This window comes from Thermomonas sp. (assembly GCF_023953935.1).
Taxonomy (GTDB): domain Bacteria; phylum Pseudomonadota; class Gammaproteobacteria; order Xanthomonadales; family Xanthomonadaceae; genus Thermomonas.
Window position 1 is genome coordinate 105,024 of record NZ_JAMLIW010000009.1, and the last position, 19,587, is coordinate 124,610.

General features: G+C 68.5%; 20 protein-coding genes. 11 read left to right on the plus strand and 9 right to left on the minus strand.

Annotated features, from left to right (window positions below; translation table 11 throughout):
- Positions 1–57: 57 nt before the first annotated feature.
- From hemA to M9902_RS10725, 3 genes are all read left to right on the plus strand, one after another.
- Positions 58–1,398 (plus strand): glutamyl-tRNA reductase, encoded by a 1,341-nt coding sequence (hemA, locus tag M9902_RS10715; RefSeq protein ID WP_297222891.1) that lies wholly within the window; start codon positions 58–60, stop codon positions 1,396–1,398.
- Positions 1,391–2,476 (plus strand): peptide chain release factor 1, encoded by a 1,086-nt coding sequence (gene prfA / locus M9902_RS10720; RefSeq protein WP_297222893.1) that lies wholly within the window; start codon positions 1,391–1,393, stop codon positions 2,474–2,476. The genes hemA and prfA overlap by 8 nt, the downstream gene beginning before the upstream one ends.
- 105 nt (positions 2,477–2,581) lie before the next feature.
- Positions 2,582–3,007, plus strand: coding sequence for a helix-turn-helix transcriptional regulator (locus tag M9902_RS10725; protein ID WP_297222895.1), 426 nt, complete (start codon positions 2,582–2,584; stop codon positions 3,005–3,007).
- 22 nt (positions 3,008–3,029) lie between these two features.
- On the opposite strand, the gene M9902_RS10730 is transcribed toward M9902_RS10725, so the two are convergent.
- The 4 genes from M9902_RS10730 to M9902_RS10745 all read right to left on the minus strand — a co-directional run bounded on the left by M9902_RS10730 (position 3,030) and on the right by M9902_RS10745 (position 7,056).
- Entirely contained in the window at positions 3,030–4,877 is a 1,848-nt protein-coding gene (locus M9902_RS10730; RefSeq protein ID WP_297222897.1) for a tetratricopeptide repeat protein, read from the minus strand.
- Between the two features lie 79 nt (positions 4,878–4,956).
- Positions 4,957–5,226 (minus strand): acylphosphatase, encoded by a 270-nt coding sequence (locus tag M9902_RS10735; protein ID WP_297222898.1) that lies wholly within the window; start codon positions 5,224–5,226, stop codon positions 4,957–4,959.
- 1 nt (position 5,227) lies between these two features.
- Positions 5,228–5,788 carry a TlpA disulfide reductase family protein gene (locus M9902_RS10740; protein ID WP_297222900.1) on the minus strand — a complete coding sequence of 187 codons (561 nt, stop codon included), beginning with the start codon at positions 5,786–5,788 and terminating at the stop codon, positions 5,228–5,230.
- On the minus strand, positions 5,785–7,056 hold the full coding sequence (locus M9902_RS10745) for a YihY family inner membrane protein (protein ID WP_297175607.1): 1,272 nt from the start codon (positions 7,054–7,056) through the stop codon (positions 5,785–5,787). The genes M9902_RS10740 and M9902_RS10745 overlap by 4 nt, the downstream gene beginning before the upstream one ends.
- A gap of 132 nt (positions 7,057–7,188) precedes the next feature.
- Between M9902_RS10745 and M9902_RS10750 the strand changes: the two genes are divergently transcribed.
- Genes M9902_RS10750 through M9902_RS10760 form a run of 3 tightly spaced genes read left to right on the plus strand, consistent with a single transcriptional unit; the run spans position 7,189 to position 9,628 of the window.
- The gene (locus tag M9902_RS10750; protein WP_297175608.1) at positions 7,189–7,530 is read left to right on the plus strand and encodes a DUF2069 domain-containing protein; all 342 of its coding nucleotides are present in this window, start codon (positions 7,189–7,191) and stop codon (positions 7,528–7,530) included.
- Positions 7,527–9,110: a tetratricopeptide repeat-containing sulfotransferase family protein gene (locus tag M9902_RS10755; protein ID WP_297222902.1), complete on the plus strand. Its 1,584-nt coding sequence runs from the start codon at positions 7,527–7,529 to the stop codon at positions 9,108–9,110. The genes M9902_RS10750 and M9902_RS10755 overlap by 4 nt, the downstream gene beginning before the upstream one ends.
- Before the next feature lie 29 nt (positions 9,111–9,139).
- Positions 9,140–9,628, plus strand: a complete 489-nt coding sequence (locus M9902_RS10760; RefSeq protein WP_297175612.1) for an asparaginase domain-containing protein — start codon at positions 9,140–9,142, stop codon at positions 9,626–9,628.
- Between the two features lie 182 nt (positions 9,629–9,810).
- Here the strand turns inward: M9902_RS10760 and M9902_RS10765 are convergent, their stop codons facing one another.
- Positions 9,811–12,399: a pre-peptidase C-terminal domain-containing protein gene (locus M9902_RS10765; RefSeq protein WP_297222905.1), complete on the minus strand. Its 2,589-nt coding sequence runs from the start codon at positions 12,397–12,399 to the stop codon at positions 9,811–9,813.
- Between the two features lie 586 nt (positions 12,400–12,985).
- Positions 12,986–13,540 (minus strand): putative Fe-S cluster assembly protein SufT, encoded by a 555-nt coding sequence (sufT, locus tag M9902_RS10770; RefSeq protein ID WP_297222907.1) that lies wholly within the window; start codon positions 13,538–13,540, stop codon positions 12,986–12,988.
- 105 nt (positions 13,541–13,645) lie between these two features.
- Here sufT and M9902_RS10775 point away from each other — a divergent pair, with 105 nt between their 5' ends.
- Positions 13,646–14,077 carry a hypothetical protein gene (locus M9902_RS10775; RefSeq protein ID WP_297222909.1) on the plus strand — a complete coding sequence of 144 codons (432 nt, stop codon included), beginning with the start codon at positions 13,646–13,648 and terminating at the stop codon, positions 14,075–14,077.
- On the opposite strand, the gene M9902_RS10780 is transcribed toward M9902_RS10775, so the two are convergent.
- Entirely contained in the window at positions 14,055–15,470 is a 1,416-nt protein-coding gene (locus tag M9902_RS10780; RefSeq protein WP_297222911.1) for an NAD(P)(+) transhydrogenase (Re/Si-specific) subunit beta, read from the minus strand. The two genes, M9902_RS10775 and M9902_RS10780, sit on opposite strands and share 23 nt — an antisense overlap.
- On the minus strand, positions 15,467–15,763 hold the full coding sequence (locus M9902_RS10785; protein WP_297171907.1) for an NAD(P) transhydrogenase subunit alpha: 297 nt from the start codon (positions 15,761–15,763) through the stop codon (positions 15,467–15,469). The genes M9902_RS10780 and M9902_RS10785 overlap by 4 nt, the downstream gene beginning before the upstream one ends.
- A 150-nt stretch (positions 15,764–15,913) precedes the next feature.
- Here M9902_RS10785 and M9902_RS10790 point away from each other — a divergent pair, with 150 nt between their 5' ends.
- Genes M9902_RS10790 through M9902_RS10800 form a run of 3 tightly spaced genes read left to right on the plus strand, consistent with a single transcriptional unit; the run spans position 15,914 to position 17,356 of the window.
- Entirely contained in the window at positions 15,914–16,498 is a 585-nt protein-coding gene (locus M9902_RS10790; RefSeq protein WP_297222913.1) for an RNA polymerase sigma factor, read from the plus strand.
- Positions 16,495–16,881, plus strand: a complete 387-nt coding sequence (locus M9902_RS10795; RefSeq protein WP_297171914.1) for a hypothetical protein — start codon at positions 16,495–16,497, stop codon at positions 16,879–16,881. The genes M9902_RS10790 and M9902_RS10795 overlap by 4 nt, the downstream gene beginning before the upstream one ends.
- 4 nt (positions 16,882–16,885) lie before the next feature.
- Positions 16,886–17,356: a DUF3106 domain-containing protein gene (locus M9902_RS10800; protein ID WP_297222915.1), complete on the plus strand. Its 471-nt coding sequence runs from the start codon at positions 16,886–16,888 to the stop codon at positions 17,354–17,356.
- A 57-nt stretch (positions 17,357–17,413) separates the two neighbouring features.
- Here M9902_RS10800 and M9902_RS10805 read toward each other — a convergent pair whose 3' ends face one another.
- Positions 17,414–18,526 (minus strand): NAD(P) transhydrogenase subunit alpha, encoded by a 1,113-nt coding sequence (locus tag M9902_RS10805; RefSeq protein ID WP_297222916.1) that lies wholly within the window; start codon positions 18,524–18,526, stop codon positions 17,414–17,416.
- A gap of 66 nt (positions 18,527–18,592) precedes the next feature.
- On the opposite strand from M9902_RS10805, the gene M9902_RS10810 reads away from it, so the two are divergent.
- Entirely contained in the window at positions 18,593–19,165 is a 573-nt protein-coding gene (locus M9902_RS10810) for a nitroreductase family protein (RefSeq protein WP_297222918.1), read from the plus strand.
- The last annotated feature ends 422 nt before the right edge of the window (positions 19,166–19,587 follow it).

Here is a 19,587-nt window from a genome sequence, read left to right on the forward strand (position 1 = left end):
CCCACGCACCCGCACGGATCAGCGCCCACCCCGCGACCGGCCACGCCTCCACGATCCATGAGCCTGCATCTCCTCGGCATCAACCACCAAACCGCGCCGGTTTCCCTGCGCGAGAAGGTGGCGTTCACGCCGGAAACGCTGGCGCCCGCGCTGGCTTCGCTGCACGCCCTGCCCGAGGTCAGCGAGGTGGTGCTGCTGTCCACCTGCAACCGCACCGAGGTCTACGCGCAGGCCAATGGCAGCGACCTTCCGCTGATCGACTGGCTGGCGACCCATCCGGCCACTGGCGCCCCGCCCGGGCCGGAACTGCGCAATTACCTGTATCGCCACCGCGATGCCGACGCGGTGCGGCACCTGTTCCGGGTCGCCAGCGGGCTGGATTCGCTGGTGCTGGGCGAGCCGCAGATCCTCGGCCAGGTCAAGCAGGCCTGGACCGCCGCGCGCGCCGCCGGCGCGCTGGGCGGATCGCTCGATCGCCTGTTCCAGCAGGCTTTCGCCACCGCCAAGCACGCCCGCACCGATACCCGGATCGGCGCCCACCCGGTGTCGGTGGCCTCCACCGCCGTGCATCTGGCCCAGCGCAACTTCGCGCGGATGGAGGACTCCACGGTGCTGCTGGTCGGTGCCGGCGAAACCATCGAACTGGCTGCCCGCCATGTGGCCGAAGCCCGCGCCAAGCGCCTGCTGATCGCCAATCGCACCCTGGCCCATGCGCAGGAACTGGCCAGCCGCCATGGCGGCTTCGCGCTGCCGCTGGACGAACTGGAACGCCACCTTGCCGAGGCCGACGTGGTGATCTCCGCCACCGCCAGTCGAGCCACCATCCTGCAGCGCCCGCAGGTGGAACGCGCCCTGCAAGCGCGCCGCCATCGCCCCATGCTGCTGCTCGATCTGGCCGTTCCGCGCGACATCGACAGCAGCATCGGCGATCTGCGCGACGTGTTCCTGTACACCATCGACGATCTCGAGCACGTCATCGAGGACAACCGCCGCAGCCGTCGCGAGGCTGCCGAACAGGCCGAGGTCATCATCGACCTGCACGCGGCACGCTTCATCGAGCAACTGCAGGCCAGCGGCCGCAAGCAACCCTTGCTGCACCTGCGCGCCCACGGCGAAGCGGCCCGTGCCGAAGCGCTGGCCAAGGCCCGCCGCCAGCTTGCCGCGGGTTTGCCGGCCGAACAGGCGCTGGAGCTGCTGGCGCATACCCTCACCAACCGCCTGCTGCACGCGCCAACCGTGGCCCTGCGCGAGGCCGCGCTGCACGGCGATGCCGAGCTGGCGCGGGCGGCGGAAAAGCTGTTCCCGGATCCGGCCAGCGCCGGCACCGGCTTGCACGCACCACCAAGCGACAACGCGCAAGACCCGGGCCTGCCCGTCGATCCATCGCCCCATGCTTGATTCCCTGCGCCGCAAACTCGAAGCGCTGCGCGAGCGGCGCGAAGAGCTCGAGCGCCTGCTCGCCGAACCGGGGCTGGGCAACCACCCCGAGCGCCTGCGCGAGCTGTCACGCGAATTTTCCGCACTGCAGCCGCTGGCCGACGCGCTGGCGGCCGAATCACGCACGCGCGCCGACCTCGCGGCAGCCGAGGCGATGCGCGGCGACCCGGAACTGCGCGAACTGGCCGAGGAGGAAATCCGTTCGACACAAGCGCGGCTGCTTGTGCTGGAACGCGAACTGCTGGCGCAACTGGTCCCCCGGGACGCCCGCGACGATGGCGGGCTGTACCTGGAAGTGCGCGCCGGCACCGGCGGCGACGAGGCGGCGCTGTTCGCCGGCGACCTGTTCCGGATGTATTCCCGCTACGCGGAACGCCGCGGCTGGCGGGTCGAAGTCGAATCCGCCAACCCCGGCGAGCACGGCGGCTACAAGGAGATCGTCGCCCGCATCGAAGGCCGCGGCGCCTATGCCTGCCTGAAGTACGAATCCGGCACCCACCGCGTGCAGCGCGTGCCCGTCACCGAGGCGCAGGGGCGCATCCACACCTCGGCCGCCACCGTCGCCATCTTCGCGCTGGAAACCGAAAGCACCGATGTCGCGATCAACCCGTCCGACCTGAAGATCGACACCTTCCGGTCCTCGGGCGCCGGCGGCCAGCACGTCAACAAGACCGAATCGGCCATCCGCATCACCCACCTGCCCAGCGGGCTGGTGGTGGAATCCCAGACCGAGCGCAGCCAGCACGCCAACCGCGAAACCGCGATGAAGCGCCTGCACGCGATGCTGGCCGAAGCCGAGCTGGAACGGCGCGCGCTGGCCACCGCCGCCGACCGGAAATTGCAGGTGGGCAGCGGCGATCGCAGCCAGCGCATCCGCACCTACAACTTCCCGCAGGGCCGGATCACCGACCATCGGGTCGACGGCCTGACCCTGTACGACTTGCCGAACATCCTCGAAGGCGATCTCACCGCACTGATCGAACGCCTGCAGCAGGAGCATCAGGCAGAAGCGCTGGCGGAACTGGCGCGGACCAGCTGAAGCACCGACCGGCACCCGAACCCGGGCCGACGGCGGTCAACTCCCTTGGCGATCACACCGCGCGCGGCCTACACTCGGACGCAGTCCGCCGAGGGAGTGTCCAGGATGCTTGCCGCCACCCTGCAACGTCTGGCCAAGGCCAGTGGCCTGAGCGTGACCGACATCGCCACCGCCATTCCCAAGGCCGGAATCCAGACCGTCAACGCCTGGCTGCGCGGCGACAAACTGCCAGGCTACGACCAGATCGAGGCGCTGGCGCGCACGCTGGGAGTCCCGGCGGGGGCGCTACTGGGAGAACTGGCCGCAGCGCTGGACCCGGCCCGCACCCGTGGCGAACACGAACTGCTGGCCTGCTACCGCCGGCTCGAAGCACGCCAGCAACACGCGCTGTTGGAGGTCGTGCGCAGCATGCAGCCCGCCGCGCCGCAGCCCGCTTCCAGAACGGCGACAAAAACCGCAGCCAGTCGCAGCGCCAAGCCGCGCGCCGCCCTCAAACAGGCGTCGAAAAAGGCGCCGAAGCGGAAATCCTGACGCCGCGGCAGGCCGTCCGGATTCAGGGGCTGGCCGGTCCGGTGGTCCGCGGCGCGGGAGCGCCTGAAACGGCGGGTGTCGCGGCGGTCGATGCGCTCGCCGCCGGCGGCCACGGCAGCCCGACCTTGCGCGCCAGCGCGGCGTAGCGCGGATCGTCGCGATAGCGCAGCAGCAGCGGGTCGTAGTGCAGCAGCGTCATCCCCGGGTCGCGCGCCGCTCTGGCCTTGTCCAGCCATTGGAACATCGCGTCGGGCTCGCCGCGCACCGCGTAAACCTGCGCGATCTGCATCGCCCAGCCTTCCGGATAGCTGCGGATGGCGGCCGCCAGACGCGCGTCGGCCGCGGCCCGGTCAGGAGCGACCTGCGCCGCCAGGGTCAGCGCGAACTCGCGCCATGCACCCTCGGGCTCGGCCTGTGCGGCCTTTTGCGCCGCCACCGCATCCTTGCGCAAGATTTCGACCATCGCCAGCAGGTAGTGGTTGTACAAGCCCTTCGGCTCCAGCTCGATCGCCTTGTTGACCGCTTGGCGCGCTTCATCCAGCCGGCCGGACGGCATCAGGTAGGCGGCCAGCCCGCGATACCAGTTCGCATCCAGCGGATTGATCTTGAGCGCACGCCGGGTCAGGTCGATGGCCTGGTTCAAATCGCCTTGGCCGGCGCGCACAACGCCCAGCTGGTAGAGCGCATCGCCATCGTCGGGCGCCAGTTCCACCGCCTTGCGCAGCTCGGCTTCGCCCTGCTTCCAGTTGAAGTCGAGGATGATCAGCAGCCAGCCGCGGGCCAGATGCGGCGCCGCCTGGTTCGGCGCCAGGCGCAGCGCTTGCGCAACAGCCGCATCGGCGTCACTCAGGAATTTTCCCGCATCCTTGCCCACCACGCCTCCGCCGGCCACCGCTTCGACCAGAGTGAACGCTTTCCACGCGTAGGCCACACCGTAGTCCGGATCCAGCGTGATCGCACGGTTGTAGAGTTCCAGCGCCTTGACCGCATCGGTGGCCCCGACCAGCCGCGCCTGCACGTAGGCGTCATAGGCCTCGAGGTTGCCGCTGGGCGGGCGATCATTCTGTTCGGCCACCTGCGGCTTGGGCAGCAGCTGCGCTTTCAGCGCAGTGGCCACCTGTGCGGTGATCGCATCCTGCAGCGCGAACAGATCCTTGTAGGGACGATCGAAGCTGTCCGCCCACAGCGTGCTGCCATCGCTGGCGCGGATCAGGGTGGCGCTGACGCGAACGGTATCGCCGATCCTGCGTACGGTACCCTCGAGCAGGTGCGAGACGCCAAGCTTGGCCGCGATCGTGCGGTCGTCGTCGTCGCTGCCGCGAAACTGGAACGAGGACTTCGGGTTGATCACCCGCAGTCCCTTGATCTGGGCCAGCGCGATGATGAAGCCTTCGGACAACCCATCGGAAAACGCCCGCTGTCCCTCGTCGTCACTGCCGCTGTCGAACGGCAGCACGGCGATCGAATTGCTGTCGACAGGCAGGGCCGACGCGGGCGCGGCGACCTGCGGCTCGGTGCGTTCGACCACCCGATCGGTGAGCAGCAGGACCACGGCCGCCGCCAGCACCGCGATGATGACGAGGTCGGTGCGCCGGTTGTGGCTCTTGCGCGTGGCCAGGTCGGCGGTCGTGATTTCGCTTTCCAGCTTGAGCCCGCTGCCGGTCAGCTCGTAGCGCCACGAGAGCATCAGCCACAGCGGGAAACCGACGCCGGCCGCGATCAGGAACCAGCGGGTCGCGCCCTCCGGCGCTCCGATCTCCGGGCCAAGCTGGGCAATGCCCTGCGCCAGCGCCCACACCGCGCCGATGTAGAGCACCGCGGCGCGCAGCACGTTGCGACGCTTGAGTTCGGCGAAAAAACCACCAGCCATCGTCCCCGTCCCGAAACAGATGTCCCGGGGATTCTGGCACACGTCGCCCCCCGGCACGCAATCGGCGCGCGGAGCAGCATCAGTCGATGACGAATTCGACCTGCTCCGGAGCGCCTTCCTCGGCGTGGCGGGTCACCGCATCCACCCGCGCCAGCGCCGGCCCGACGTGCAGCCAGCGCTCCAGCGCGTCCACCCGCTCGGCCAGTCCCCACACCCGCACCTCAACCCGGCCGTCGGGCAGGTTGATCGCCTGGCCGACAAGGCCCAGCAACCGCGCCTGCCCGCGGGTGGCCGCGCGAAAACCCACGCCCTGCACGCGACCGCTGACGAGGAAACGCGCCGCCGCCATCTCAGCCCGCCTTGGGGCCGCCGCGGGCGGCGATGTCGTCTTCGAGCATGCGCGCGGTCACCTGCCCGGAATACTTGCGCACGACCCGGCCATCCGGATCCAGCAGCCAGCTGGTCGGCAGCGTGCGCGGCACGCCGAAGTGCTCCGGCGGTGCGTAAATGCTGACGCGGGCGATCGGATAGGTGACGGGATGTTGCTGCAGGAAAGCGCGGATCTCGTCCGGATCGGTGTCGTCATAGGCCAACCCGATGATCGAAATGTATTGCCGCATCGCGGCCACGGCCGACAGTTCCGGCATCTCCTGCAGGCACGGCCCGCACCAGGTGGCCCAGTAGTTGACCAGCACCCATTTGCCGCGCTGCTGTTCCAGGTCCCAGGGCTTGCCGTCCAGGGTCTCGACCCGCAGCGTCGGATGCTCCGGCGGCGCTTGCTCACCGCGCGCCGCGGCAGCGGACGCCGGCATCTGGGTGTTGCCCGACGCACCCGTCTCCTCGCGCCCGCAAGCGGCCAGCAGCGCCAGCGCAGCCGCCAGCCACAGGACCCGTACCCAACGCCGATTCATTCGACTTCCAACTCCCGATAAATGTTCGCCACCGGTTGGTGCAAGCTGGCGTGCAGCGGCGCGCGCAGTTGCTCCATCGCCTTCATCACCGCGATGCCCAGCGCATCCTCGGCGTGCGGCGGTACCACGCAGCCGACCGGTACACGCAGCAACGCGGCCTCGTAGATTTCCTCCAGCCGCACCTCATCGAGGTCGCGCGACAGCAGCCATTCTCCGCTTTCGGCACGTTGCAGCACGTTGATCGACGCCAGCCGCGCCAGCAGCGCCTGCACCATGTCATCGGTCAGGCTGGGTTCGAGCGCCTGGATGTCCTCGCTGGCCAGGCCGCTGCCCTTGCCACGCGCCTGCTGGAAGCGCCCCAGCATCCGCAGCACGCCATACAGCTCGTGCCCATGCGGCAAGCGCAGCTCGCGCGGCTGGTAGCGGAATGCCGACGTCGAGGCCGCAAACGAAGCACCGAGCAGCACCGCCACCCAGCTCAGATAGATCCACAGCATCACGATCGGCACCAGCGCCACCGCGCCGTAGATCTTCTGGTAGGCGTCGAAGCTGCCCAGATACAGGCCCAGCCCCGACTTCACGCCTTCGAACAGCAGCACCGCCAGCAGCGCGCCACCCAGCGCGTGCCGCCAGAACACGGTGCGGTGCGGGACCACCTTGAACAGCGCCGCGAAGGCCAGCAATTCAATGCCCATCGGCGCCAGCCGCAGCATCAGCGCTTCCAGCCAGCGGCCGGGCAGGGTTTCGAAGATCGCCAGAGCGAAGAACCGGGTCGACAGCGCCACGCTGGCCGCAGCCACCAGGGTGCCGAGCGTCAACACCGTCCAGTAGATCAGGAAACGACCGAGCTTCGGGCGGGCGGTCGGCACCCGCCAGATCCGGTTGAAGATCGCCTCCACGCTGCTGACCGCCACCAGCAGCGAGATGATCAGGGCCAGCGCACCGGCGGTGGTCAGCGAACGGGTGTTGGCCGAAAAATCCGTGAGATAGCCGGACACCGCACGCGCGGAACTCGGCACGAAGTTGGCGAAGACGTAGCCGCTGAGGCGGTCGCTCCAGGCATCGAATACCGGGAAGGCTGACAGGATGCCGAAGGCCACCATGGTCAGCGGCACCAGCGCAAAGGCGGTCGTGTAGGACAGGGCGCCGGCCGCCTCGAACAGGTGGTCGTCGAGGAAGCGTCGCAGCACGAAGCGGGAAAAACTGCCGATCCGCGCAGGATCGCGCAGGTGACAGCTCCAGCGGCGGACGAGCTCGGCAGGCGGCATCTCCCAAGCCTAACAGCAAGCCTGACAGGTTGCCGTCGGCACCCACCGCGCGGTGGCCGGACACGCCCGCGAGCGGCGGACAAACCCGCGGCCCGCGTGCGAAACTTTCGCCCTCGCCCGCCGCCGCATCCAATGAACCCGAAGCACTACCTCGTCACCGCACTGCTCGCGCTGGCGGCCCTGTACGGCCTCTGGTTCGCCCGCGATGCGCGCCTCGTGGCGGCCTTGATGGTGTTCGTCATGCCCCCGACCCTGCTCGCGGTCGCGGCCGCAGGCGGTTGGCGGCGCGCCGGCTTCACCGCCGCCGTGCTGGCCCTGCTGTGGTTCAGCCACGGGGTGATGCTGCTGTATGCCGAGCCAGCGCTGCGAGTTCCAGCCGGTATCGAAACCCTGCTGGCGCTGGCCATCGTCCACGCCGCCTGCCTGCCCGGCATCCGCGCCTGGCGCAGCAAACGCGGGAGCAAGCCCGGATGAACCGCGATCCCCGCGCAGCAGGACTGGCCGCAGATATCGCCGAGGCCTTGCAAATCGGCGCACGGGCGCTGCGCGACGGCAAGCCAGCCCAGGCCGAGGCGCTGTTCAAGCAGGCCTGCCAGCGCGCGCCCACCCATCCCGAGCCGCTGCGCTACCTGGCGCTCGTGGAGTTGCACACACGCCGCGCGCCGCGCGCCATCGCCACCCTGGAGCGCGCGCTGGCGCTGGCGCCCGAGGATGCCCTCCTGCACGCGGACCTGGGCACAGCCCGCGCCGCCTGCGGTGAATTCGAGTCGGCGCTGACCAGCTGGCGTCGTGCCTGCGCGCTGGACCCGGACCAGCCGCTGCCCTGGTTCAACCTCGGCCGCAACCTGCAGCAGCTCGGCGACACCCAGGGCGCCATCGACGCATTGGAACGCGCAGTATTGCTGGCACCGGAGCTGCTGCCGGCGCGGGTGCTGCTGGGGGACGCGCTCGCGCACGCCGGGCGCTTCGACGCCGCGGCGCGCAGCTATCGGGAAGCGCTGCGCCTGCAGCCGGCCAGCGGCGATGCCTGGCGCGGGCTGTCGAACATCAAGACGACGCCGTTGGGCGACGCCGACCTCCTGACCCTGCGCGCGCAGTTGGCTCGCTCCGGGACCGCGCCATCCGACCGGGTGGCGATGGGCCACGCTCTGGGCAAGGCCGAGGAAGATCGCGGCGCCCTGGCCGCCGCGCTGGCCGCCTTCACCGCCGCCAACGCGCTGCAGGAACGGCTGACGCCGTGGCGGCCGGACGCCTTCGAGGCGTTCGCTGCCCAATCGCTGCAGGCGAGCGCAGCGCTGCCCGCACCGGTCGACCCGAGCCTTGGCCGTGAAGTCATCTTCATCGTCGGCCTGCCGCGTTCCGGTTCGACCCTGATCGAACAAATCCTCGCGTCCCATCCCGAGGTCGAAGCGGGCAGCGAACTGACCGATCTGGGCATCGTGATCCAGCGCGAGTCGGTGCGCCGCCAGCAGCCCTATCCGCAGTGGGTGCCGCGCGCCAGTGCGGCCGACTGGCAGCGGCTCGGTCAGGAGTACCTCACCCGCACCGTCCGCTGGCGCAGCCAGCGGCCGCGCATGACCGACAAGCAGCCGGACAACTGGAAGCACGCCGGCATCCTGCGCGCCATGCTGCCCGGTGCAACCGTCATCGAAACCCGGCGCGACCCGCGCGAGACCGCATGGTCCTGCTTCAAGCAGCAGTTCTACAGCCAGCCCCACTTCGCCAATACGATGGAACACATCGCGCTGTACCTGCAGCGCTGCGAGCAGGCCATGGACAGCTACCGCAGCCGCGATCCGGCCCACATCCACCTGCACCGCCTTGAGGATCTGCTGGCCGCGCCGGAGCCGCGCATCCGCGCCTTGCTGGAGGACTGCGGCCTGACGTTCGACCCGGCCTGCCTGTCTCCGCACGCCGGCGCCCGCAGCGTGCGCACCGCCAGCGCGGCACAGGTGCGCCAGCCACTGCGCGCTGCCACCGCCCAGGCTCTGGCCTATGGCGCGCTGCTCGATCCGCTGTGGTCTTTGCTCAAGTTGCCGCTTTCCGCTCTGTAAGCACCCAAGATTTGTCGGACAATGCGCCCATGGACAATCTGCTCATCGTCACCACCGGCGGCACCATCGACAAGATCTACTTCGACGCCAAGTCGGACTATCAGGTCGGCGAGCCGCAGATCGGCGGCATCCTCGAAGAATTCCGGGTGGCCTTCCGGTTCCACGTCATCCCGCTGCTGCGCAAGGACTCGCTGTTCGTCACCGACGCCGACCGCCAGCTGCTGCGCGCCACCATCGCGGCGCAGGAAGAAACTCGGGTGCTGGTGACCCACGGCACCGACAGCATGGTGCAGACCGCCGAGGTCCTGGCCGGGATTCCCGGCAAGACCATTGTCCTGACCGGCGCGCTCAATCCGGCGCGGTTCGAGGGATCGGATGCGGTGTTCAACATCGGCTGCGCGGTCGGCGCGGTGCAGTCTTTGCCCGAAGGCGTCTACATCGCCATGAACGGGCGCATCTGGGATCCGCACAAGGTGCGCAAGAACGTCGAGGCCAATCGGTTCGAACCGATCGGCTGAAGCCTGGGGCGGTTGCAATCAGGTTCCTTTGCGCAGCCGGCGCTGCCGCTGCTCCGTTCGCCGCCTGTGGCACCACGCACCCGGGTGCCTGGAAAAACGAAGCCCCCGGTCCGAAGACCGGGGGTTTCTTCACCCTCCCCGAACGGGCTGCACCGAAGCTCCGGCGCAGCCCTGTGCCGGCCTCAATTGATCGTTTCGGTCAGCACCACACCGTTGTAGGTCGAATACGCACGCACCTTGATGTAGTAGGTGGTGGTGGTCGACGGCGTGAACGTGCAGGTCTCGTTGTTGCCGGCCTTGTACGGACGGCAGTTGTAGCTGCTGGTGGTCGGCGCGCTGCCGGCCCGCACGTACAGGTCGGCATCCCCGGTGCCGCCCGAGATCGTGTAGGTCACGGTCTGGCCGGCCTGCACCGTGGTTCCAGTGTAGGTCGACGACCAGTTGCCGGAAGTCACCTTCGGCAGGTTCACCGTGGACGTGCTTCCGCCGCCACCGCCGCCACCACCGCCGCCATCGGTGCTGTAGTCACCGACCAGGCTGACGCCGGAGTACGCCTGATAGGCTTTCAGCCGCACGTAGTAGGTGCCGGCCGAGGGGCTGGCGAACGAGCAGCTCTCGCTGTTGCCGGACTTGTACGGACGGCAGTCGTAGGAACTGTCGGTCGGCGCGCTGCCGAACTTGACGTACATGTCGGCATCGCCGCTGCCGCCGGACATGGTGAAGGTCAGGTTGCTGGCGCCCGAGGGCACCGCCAGCGTGTAGTTCACTTCAGCGCCGGTCGCCGCGCTGATGCCGGTCGCCGGAACGCCCTTGGTCAGCGCGCCGCCGCTGCCACCACCGCCACCGCCGCCACCGCCGGCGGTGTAGTCACCCACCAGGCTGACGCCGGAGAACGCCGAGTAGGCCTTCAGCCGCACATAGTAGGTGCCGGCCGACGGGCTGGCGAACGCGCAGCTCTCGGAATTGCCGGACTTGTACGGACGGCAGTCGTAGCTGCTGTCGGTCGGCGCGCTGCCGAACTTGACGTACATGTCGGCATCGCCGGTGCCGCCGGACATGGTGAAGGTCAGGTTGCTGGCGCCCGAAGGCACCGCCATCGTGTAGTTCACTTCTGCGCCAGTCGCGCCCATCAGGCCAGTGGCCGGCACGCCCTTGGTCAGCGTACCGCCGGGGCTGGTACCACCACCACCGCCACCGCCGCCGCCGCCGGAGCAGGACACGCCCACGGCATTGAACGCGGCCGTCACGTCGGCCACGGTCTTGCCCATGTCCCCAGCCGCCGACTCGACGCCGCAGGCACCCTGATTGAAGGTGCTGCTGGCGGTCCAGTAATCGCGGTTGGCGCGGGCAAACGCCTGGAAGGCGGTCTGCACGTTCCAGCCGGAGGTCTTGGCCAGGGTGCAGAAGGCCTTGTTGTAGACGCCCGAGGTGTAGTGGACGTCCATGCTGCTGGTGTAGTCGGCGGCGTTGTCGATCGAGCCCCCGTCCTGGGTCGGGTTGCACATGTAGCGCAGCGCGCCGCTGCCCTTGAAGATATCCGAACCCACCAGCCAATCGTTGCTGCCGCGGTCGTAGTACTCGGCGGTCTCGCCGGCCATGTCGGAGAAGGCCTCGTTCATGCCGCCGGACATGCCGGAGTAGGTCAGGTTCGAGTTCTGCTCGGTGAAGCCGTGCGAGATTTCGTGCGAAGCCACGTCGAGGCTGACCAGCGGGTAGAAGGTGCTGGCGCCGTCGCCGAAGTACATGGCGGTGCCGTCCCAGAACGCATTCTCGTAGCTGCTCTTGTAGTGGACCTTCATCAACAGCTTGATGGTCAGCGGGTTCTGGCCCATGTACGCGTTGTACATGTTGAAGATCACGCTGCCGAAGTGGTGGGCGTCATTCATCGGCGAGTAGGCGCCGTTGATCGCCTTGACCGTGTTGCGCGGGCAGGTGAACGAATGCGCCGCACTGCCGGAGGTGCCGCCGTTGAGGTTGATGGTGCGGACGTTGGCGTTGTCCAGGGTGCAGGTGCTGCCGCTCTGGGTGACGTCGAGGTAGCTGTGGCTGGTGGTGTTGCTGCCGTATTCGTACTGGCCGGTCTTGGCGTTGCCGCCGGGGCCGGTGCCGATCTGGGCGGTCTGCAGGTTGTCCCAACGCTTCAGGACCGCGCCGCTGTGGGCGTCGATCATGACCACCGGGCGATGCGCGCGGCCAGCCGCCTGGGAGTCGGCGAAGAAGGTCACCTTGTAGGCCAGGTGGCCGATGCCGGCGTCGTCGATGAACACCACGACTTCGCTCGATTCATTGCGGGTCATCATCCCGGCGATGCTGTTGCCGAGGCCGGCGCGCTTGCCGGCCACCAGCGCCTGGGCGGCGTTGATCGACGGACGGGTGTTGGTGATGTCCTGGTCGAGCCCCGAGACCAGATTGCCGAACATGCCGCGGACGTTGCCCTGGCGGTCTTCGCTCACCACCAGGTTCTGGCCGAAGATCGGGATCCCGCGCCAGGTCTGGTCGTAGCGGTAGTTGCGCACGCCGTTGTTGAGCTGGCGGCTGGCGCGCATCATCAGATTGGTGGTCGCACCGGCGCCCATGAACGCGGCGTGGCGACGGTTGGCCGTTCTCACGGCGGTCTGGCCATGGCTGGCCACGAAGGACTGGTACTGCTGGCGTGCCTGGTTCAGGTCACGCTGGTGCAGGTCGGCGCGGGTGGCCGCTTGGGCGCCGGCCGCGGCCAACGAAAGGGCGATCGCGGCAGACAGGACTTTGACGGTGCGGGAACGATTCACTGGTGAAATCCCCCTGGTGGGTTGTGTGGGTTGCCGCGAACGCGGCCTGGATTGGACAACGGCTGGGACAAGCCCCTTGCGCATCCGGCGCTCACCGCCTCCTCCCTGGCGGCTGCCACGTTCGTGGCTCAAGGCACCGCCGCGAAACCTGAACCGTCCCGCAGCGACCCGCGACGTTTGCGCTAGCTTCGGTTTCCTGTCAAGAACACGTGGTTATCCGCATATAACGATTGGGAATATATGCATCACAAGCAAGCAAATCCGCGGCTTTGGCGCGCTCCGGCGGGATTTTGCAGCGCAAAAAATTGGCGTGATTGCGGCTGGCAAGCGTGAACGATATTGCAACGCAACAAGTCAATGCGCTGACAATCCGCGTCACTTTGTGACGTTTTAACGCCGAAATAATGTCTTGATTGAGGCGTCGGTCACGATGGGCGCGTGAACGATCGCGCAATCCCCAAGCCTCGCCCCACTTCGATGTCGGGCACTCCAGCTCTTCGCGTTCATTGGCGTGGCGTCTTGCCCCGCAGCTGCGGCAGGCGCAGGCTCGAGGCTTGGTGCTCAAGCACCGCCGGAAGGCGGGCGTTCAGAACATCCCGGTTTCGAGCTTGGCCAGATCCGACATCATCGTCTGGTTCCACGGCGGGTCGAACACCAGCTCGATGTCGGTATCGACCACGGTCGGGATCTGCATCAGCTTGGTGCGTACATCGTCGATCAGGATCTCGCCCATGCCGCAGCCGGGCGCGGTCAGGGTGATGCGGATCTTGACCACGCGCGCGCCGTCGCTTTCGCGGTGCTGCAACTCGGCCAGGTAGACCAGGCCCAGCTCGACCACGTTGATCGGGATCTCCGGATCAAAGCAGGTCCGCAGCTGCTCCCACATCAGTTCTTCCACCGCCGCATCGTCGGCGCCCTCGGCCAGTTCCAGGGGCTCGGCCATTTCCTTGCCGATGGCATCGCCATCCTCGCCGGCAATGCGCATGAGGTTGCCCTCGACGAACACGGTCCAACTGCCGCCCAGCGCCTGGGTGATGTAGCCGACGGTGCCGGCCGGCAAGGTCACCTGGTCGCCCTGTGGCACGAGGACGGCGGCGCAATCGCGTTCGAAGCGCACGGGTTCGCTGTTGCGGGAATACATGGGTGGCGGCCAGTCTCGTGCAGTTGAAGTCGTACCATTCTAGTACGAATCAGTCATCCGACCGCCGACAATGGCATCATCGCCTGCCCTGCCGCCGACAAATCCATGCCCGAGGCCGCCCCGACAACCGTCCGCTGGTTTGCCCTGCCCCTGCTGGCGCTGGGCGCGGCGGGGTTTGCCGCATTCTGGGTGCTGCTGGCGCTGCTGCTCGGCCGCCAATGCGCGTGGCTGGCCCCGCTGGCCGCGCTGGACATCGCCCTGCTGCAGGGTTTGGCGCGCTGGCCGCACGGCGCAGGGCGGGCGCTGGCGGCGACGCTGGCCACCGCGCTGACGGTGGCGCTGGCCAATTACATGATCGCCGCCGGGCAGATCGGGATGGGCTTCGGCCTGCGCCCCGGCGAATCGGCGCTGCGGATGGGCCCCGACTACGCATGGTTGCTGGTGACGCTGGCCAACAGCCGCGCCGACCTGGTCTGGTACGCCGCCGGCATCGCGCTGGCGGCGTGGACCGGGCTCAGGCGTCGTCGAGCGCCTTGAGTTCGCTCACCAGCGCATTGGCCATTTCCGCGCCATCCCCGTACAGCATCCGGGTGTTGTCGGCGTAGAACAGCGCATTCTCGATCCCGGCGAACCCCGTGCCCTTGCCGCGTTTGATCACGATGGTGTTCTTCGAATTCACCACGTCGAGGATCGGCATGCCGTAGATCGGGCTGGCCGGGTCGGTTTTGGCAACGGGATTCACCACATCGTTGGCGCCGATCACCAGCGAGACGTCGGTCATCGCGAATTCCGGGTTGATGTCGTCCATGTCGGCGATCAGGTCGTAGGGCACGCCAGCTTCGGCCAGCAGCACGTTCATGTGCCCGGGCATGCGACCGGCGACCGGATGGATGGCGAACTTCACCTTCACCCCGCGCGCGATCAGGCGCTGGCACAGCTCCCAGATCTTGTGCTGCGCCTGCGCAACCGCCATGCCGTAGCCGGGCACGATCACGACGCGCTCGGCGTAGGCCATCATCGAGGCCACGTCGGCGGCATCGATCGGCTTCATCGCTCCACCAATCGCCTGCGCCGAGGCGCCGCCGCCGCCGAAATTCGAGAACAGCACGTTCTTGATCGAACGGTTCATCGCCTTGGCCATCAGCCTTGTGAGCAGCATGCCGGCCGCGCCGACCATCATGCCGGCAATGATCAGCGCCTCGTTGTCGAGCACATAGCCCTCGAAGGCCACCGCAAGGCCGGTAAAGGCGTTGTACAGCGAGATCACCACCGGCATGTCGGCACCGCCGATCGGCAGGGTCATCAGCACGCCCAGCAGCAGCGCCAGGGCGAAGAAGCCCAGCACCGCGAGTTGGGTGGTCTGCTGCGCCTCCAGGCCACCGGCCACCAGCCCCCACACCGCCAGGCCGCCCGCTCCCAGCGCGACCAGGAATACCAGCGCGTTGAAATACTGCTGGCCGGGGAAGGTGAAGCGCTTGTCCATGCGCCCGTCGAGCTTGGCCCAGGCGATGATCGAGCCCGTCAGTGACACCGCACCGATCAGCGCGCCGACCACCGCCAGTACCAGGTGCACCGCGCCCGGGCGCGTCTCCATCGGAATTGCCTTCCACAGCTCGACCGCGCCGATCGCCGCCGCGCTGCCGCCGCCCATGCCGTTGAACAGGGCCACCATCTGCGGCATGTCGGTGATCGGAACCTTGCGCCCCCAGACCCAGTTCACGCCCACGCCCAGCGCGATGGCCGCTGCCAGCAGCGGCAGATTCTTCATCCCCGGCAAAAAGAAGGTGGCGATCACCGCCACCAGCACGCCCACGCCCGCCCACTGGATGCCGCTGCGCGCGGTCTTGGGGCTGGCCATCCGCTGCAGGCCGATCAGCAGCAGGGTGGCGGCAACGAAATAGCTCAGTTTGACGAGGGCAAGCAGGCTCACTTTCCGCCCTCCTTCTTGCTGGACTTGAACATCTCCAGCATGCGCTCGGTGACCACATAGCCCCCGGCCGCGTTGCCGGCGCCGAGCAGCACCGCCACGAACCCAAGCGCCTGTTCCAGCGGCGTTTCGGCGTGGCCCAGCACCACCATCGCGCCGATCAGCACGATCCCGTGGATGAAGTTGGAGCCGGACATCAGCGGCGTGTGCAGGATCACCGGCACCCGCGCAATGATCACGTTCCCGGCGATTGCCGCCAGCATGAAGATGTACAGGGCCACGAATCCGTCGTCCACCGCGCCACTCCCGTTTGCGTTCCCGAGCATCATAGACAAGCCCGGTGCCTGTGCGCCACGTCAACCGAACGCCGCCTGGCGCGTTGATTCGCAGGAAGGGACAGCGTTTGCGGCCAACGCCCGTTCGCCGCACCCCAGGACGCCCTGCCCATGCTGCTCCTCGACATCGCTAAGCTTGCCCCGGTGGACACCGACCGCACGCCGCAGGCCCCAGTGCCGGCACCGCCGCTCGACTTCGACGCCTTCCTGCGCGGGATCGGCGCGCGCGCGTTCCGGTTTGCCGAAATCGGCCTGCGCCAGCGCGAAGACGCCCTCGACGCCGTGCAGGACGCAATGGAAAAAATGCTGATCTACCGCCAACGCCCCGCTGCCGAATGGAATCCGCTGTTCTGGAGCATCCTGCGCAACCGCATGACCGACATGCAGCGGCGCAGCCTGTTCCGGCTGCGCTGGCTGCTGCCGGGCAGCAGCGACCGCGACGGCGAGTCGGTGGACTGGGCCGACGACGCGCCCGACCCGCAGCGCAGCCACGAAAGCCGCGAGGCCTGGACGCGGATCCGTGCGGCCTTGCGCAGCCTGCCCGAGCGCCAGCGCGAGGCGTTTACCTTGCGCGTGCTGGAGGAGCTGGACGTTGCCGAATCGGCGCAGGTGATGGGGTGCAGCGAAGGGTCGGTGAAAACCCACCTGTCGCGCGCCCGCAGCGCACTGCAGAAACAGTTGGAGGATGTGCGATGAATGCCGATGAACGAATGGACGTGGACGCGCGCAGGCTTGATGCCAGCGTCCGCGCGCGCCACGCCGAAGCGGTGGCGGGACTCTCCTTGCAGGTGCAGGCCCAGCTTGCCCAGCGCAGCAATGCCGCCCTGCGCGGCGCGACGCGGCGACCGGCGCACGGCCTGCGCAATGCCGCCCTCGCCTGCGCGGCGCTGGGCGCGCTGGCGCTCGGCCTGCGCTTCCAGCTCACCCCGGAGGCGGATCCGGCCGCCGCCCGCGCGGCCCCCGTCGCCGTCGCCAGCACGCCGCCCGGTTCCGCCACCGTGGGCGTCGCGCTCGACCAGGATCCCGATTTCTATGTCTGGCTGGGTGGATCGGGTTCCGATCGCCTGGCCATGGAGTGATGCCATGCGCCGCAGTCTTCTCGCTCTGGGCCTTCTCGCCGCCTGCACTCTGGTTCCGGCATTCGCGCAAAGCACCGGCACCCAGCCCGCATTGCCGGCCTGGGACCAACTTACCCCCGCCCAGCGCGAGCTGTTGATCGCGCCCACCCGGGACCGCTGGAACCGCGAGCCGGAGCGCCGCCAGCAGTTCCTCGACTTTGCCCAGCGCTGGCAGTCCCTGCCTCCCGACCAACGCCGCAACGCCCGCCGCGGCATGCAGCGCTGGGAGTCGATGACGCCGCAGCAGCGCGACGAGGCCCGCGCTGTTTACCACGCCACCCGCAGCATGGGTCGCGACGCTCGCCGCGCCTTCATGGACAACTGGCGCACGCTGACCCCGCAGCAGAGGGCCGATTGGGTCAAGGCGCATCCGGCGCCGGAAGGGAGCTCCGCTCCCCCGCCACGGCGCGGCCCGCCTCGTGATCGAGGCCATTGACAGGCCGACGCTGGACGCAGTTCGCGCTCCAGCCGCCGCCACGGCAGGGCGACGCGGCTACTGGACCGCCCGCTCCGGCCACACGGTCTTGGCCAGCAGCTCGTCCTCCCAGTCGAACTGCAGGGCGCCGTCCTTCAGCAGCAGGCTGACGAAGTTGAAGACGTTGCGGGCATACATCTCGCTGGCGTGCTGGGCGCCCATCGAGGCCAGGTTGAGCGGCCCCGACACGATCACGCCGTTGCAGTCCACGGTCTGGCCGGGCTGGGTGAGGGCGCAGTTGCCGCCGGTTTCGGCGGCCAGGTCGACGATCACGCTGCCCGGCTTCATGCCGGCGACCATTGCCTCGGAAATGATCTTCGGCGCCGGTCGGCCGGGCACCGCAGCGGTGCACACGACCACGTCGATGCCTTTCAGGTGATCGGCCAGGCGCTGCTGCTGCAAGGCGCGCTCTTCATCGGTGAGCTGGCGCGCATAGCCGCCCTCGCCTGCCGCACTGACGCCGAGATCCAGGAACTTGCCGCCCAGCGATTCGATCTGCTCGCGGGTTTCCGGGCGCACGTCGAAGCCTTCCACCGCTGCGCCGAGGCGCTTGGCGGTGGCGATCGCCTGCAAGCCGGCCACGCCGGCACCAACGATCAGCACCTTGGACGGACGGATCGTGCCGGCCGCCGTGGTCAGCATCGGGAAAAAGCGCGGCGCCAGCTGCGCGGCGATCAACACCGCCTTGTAGCCGGCCATGCCCGCCTGCGAGCTGAGCACGTCCATCGCCTGCGCCCGGGTGGTGCGCGGCAAGCGCTCCAGCGGGAAGGCGGCGATCCCCCGATCGCGGATTGCCTCGCCGCGGGCCGGGTCGGCCTGCGGGTGCAGGCTGCCGACCAGCACCGCGCCTTGCTTCAGCGCGGCGATGGCGTCGTTTTGCGGCGGCTGCACGCACAGCACGAGGTCGGCCTCGCGACAGGCCTCTTCATCCAACTCGGCCCCGACCGCCGCGTAGGCCGCATCGGTGAAATAGGCGCCGGCGCCGATGCCCGGCTGGATGCGCACCGCGCAACCCGCCGCCACCAGTTTCTTGCAGGTTTCCGGAGTCAGGGCCACCCGGCGTTCGCCGGTTGCCGTCTCGCGCATCACTCCCACGATCACCGCCGCCGTCGCCGCCATCACCCGCTCCATCGTCCTGATCCGGCATCATCCTACCCAATGCAACCCGCACTTGGCAGGCACCTGCCCACGGAACCCATGCTGACCCTTGCCGATCTGGACACCCGCCACTCGATCCCCACCCGCCAGCTCGGTGCACCCGGCCCATCCCCGACGCAGTTGCTGCGGATGCTGCAAACCGCGGTGCGGGTGCCTGACCACGGCAAGCGGGTGCCGTTCCGGTTCCTGCGCATCGAAGGCGATGCACGCCAGGCACTGGCCGATGCGGCAGCCGCGCGGCTGCGCCAACGCGAGCCGGGCGTCGATACCGCGCTGGAAGACAAGCTGCGCAGCCGCTTCACGGTGCCGCCGGTGACCGTGGCGATCATCGCCAGACTGGGCGTGGACGAGAAGATTCCCGAAGTCGAACGCTTCATCAGCGCCTCTTTCACCAGTCTGATGCTGCTGCTGGCGGCCCACGCGGAAGGCTTTGGCGCGCAGCTGCTGACCGGTTGGATCAGCTACGACCGCCCCTTCCTGGAAGACACGCTCGGTCTGGCCGCCGACGAGCAGCTGATCGGCACGATTGCGATCGGCACGCCGCTGATCGAGGTTCGCGACCGGGTACGCCCCGACGCGGCGGAGCTGCTTTCGGATTGGGTGCCGCGATAGCGGGCTCGACTTGGGTTGAGCTGCGTCGCGGATTGAGCTCCGTCGCGGGTTGGACTGCGTCGCGGGTTGGACTGCGTCGCGGGTTGCCCGCAACCTTTAGCCTCTCGCGCCCTGCGGTCTCAGACCGCAGTTTCAGGGGCGGCCATTGCTTCAAGATGTTGGACAAACGCAAACAAGACCCGACGTACTGCACAGAAACCCCAAGGTCGCCTGCCTGCGTGATCGGTCCGAGCGGGCCAGGGATGGCCCGCGGCCGCGAATCGGAGCCGGATGCGAAGCACTGAGCGGCGGACCGGGCACGCAGGCAGGCGACCGGCGCTGACGCAAGCACCGGGAAGGCGTTCCGCCTCCGGCATGCACCTACAATGCCTTGATGTCCGCGCCCACTCTCCACCTCGTCGATGCTTCGCTCTACGTGTTCC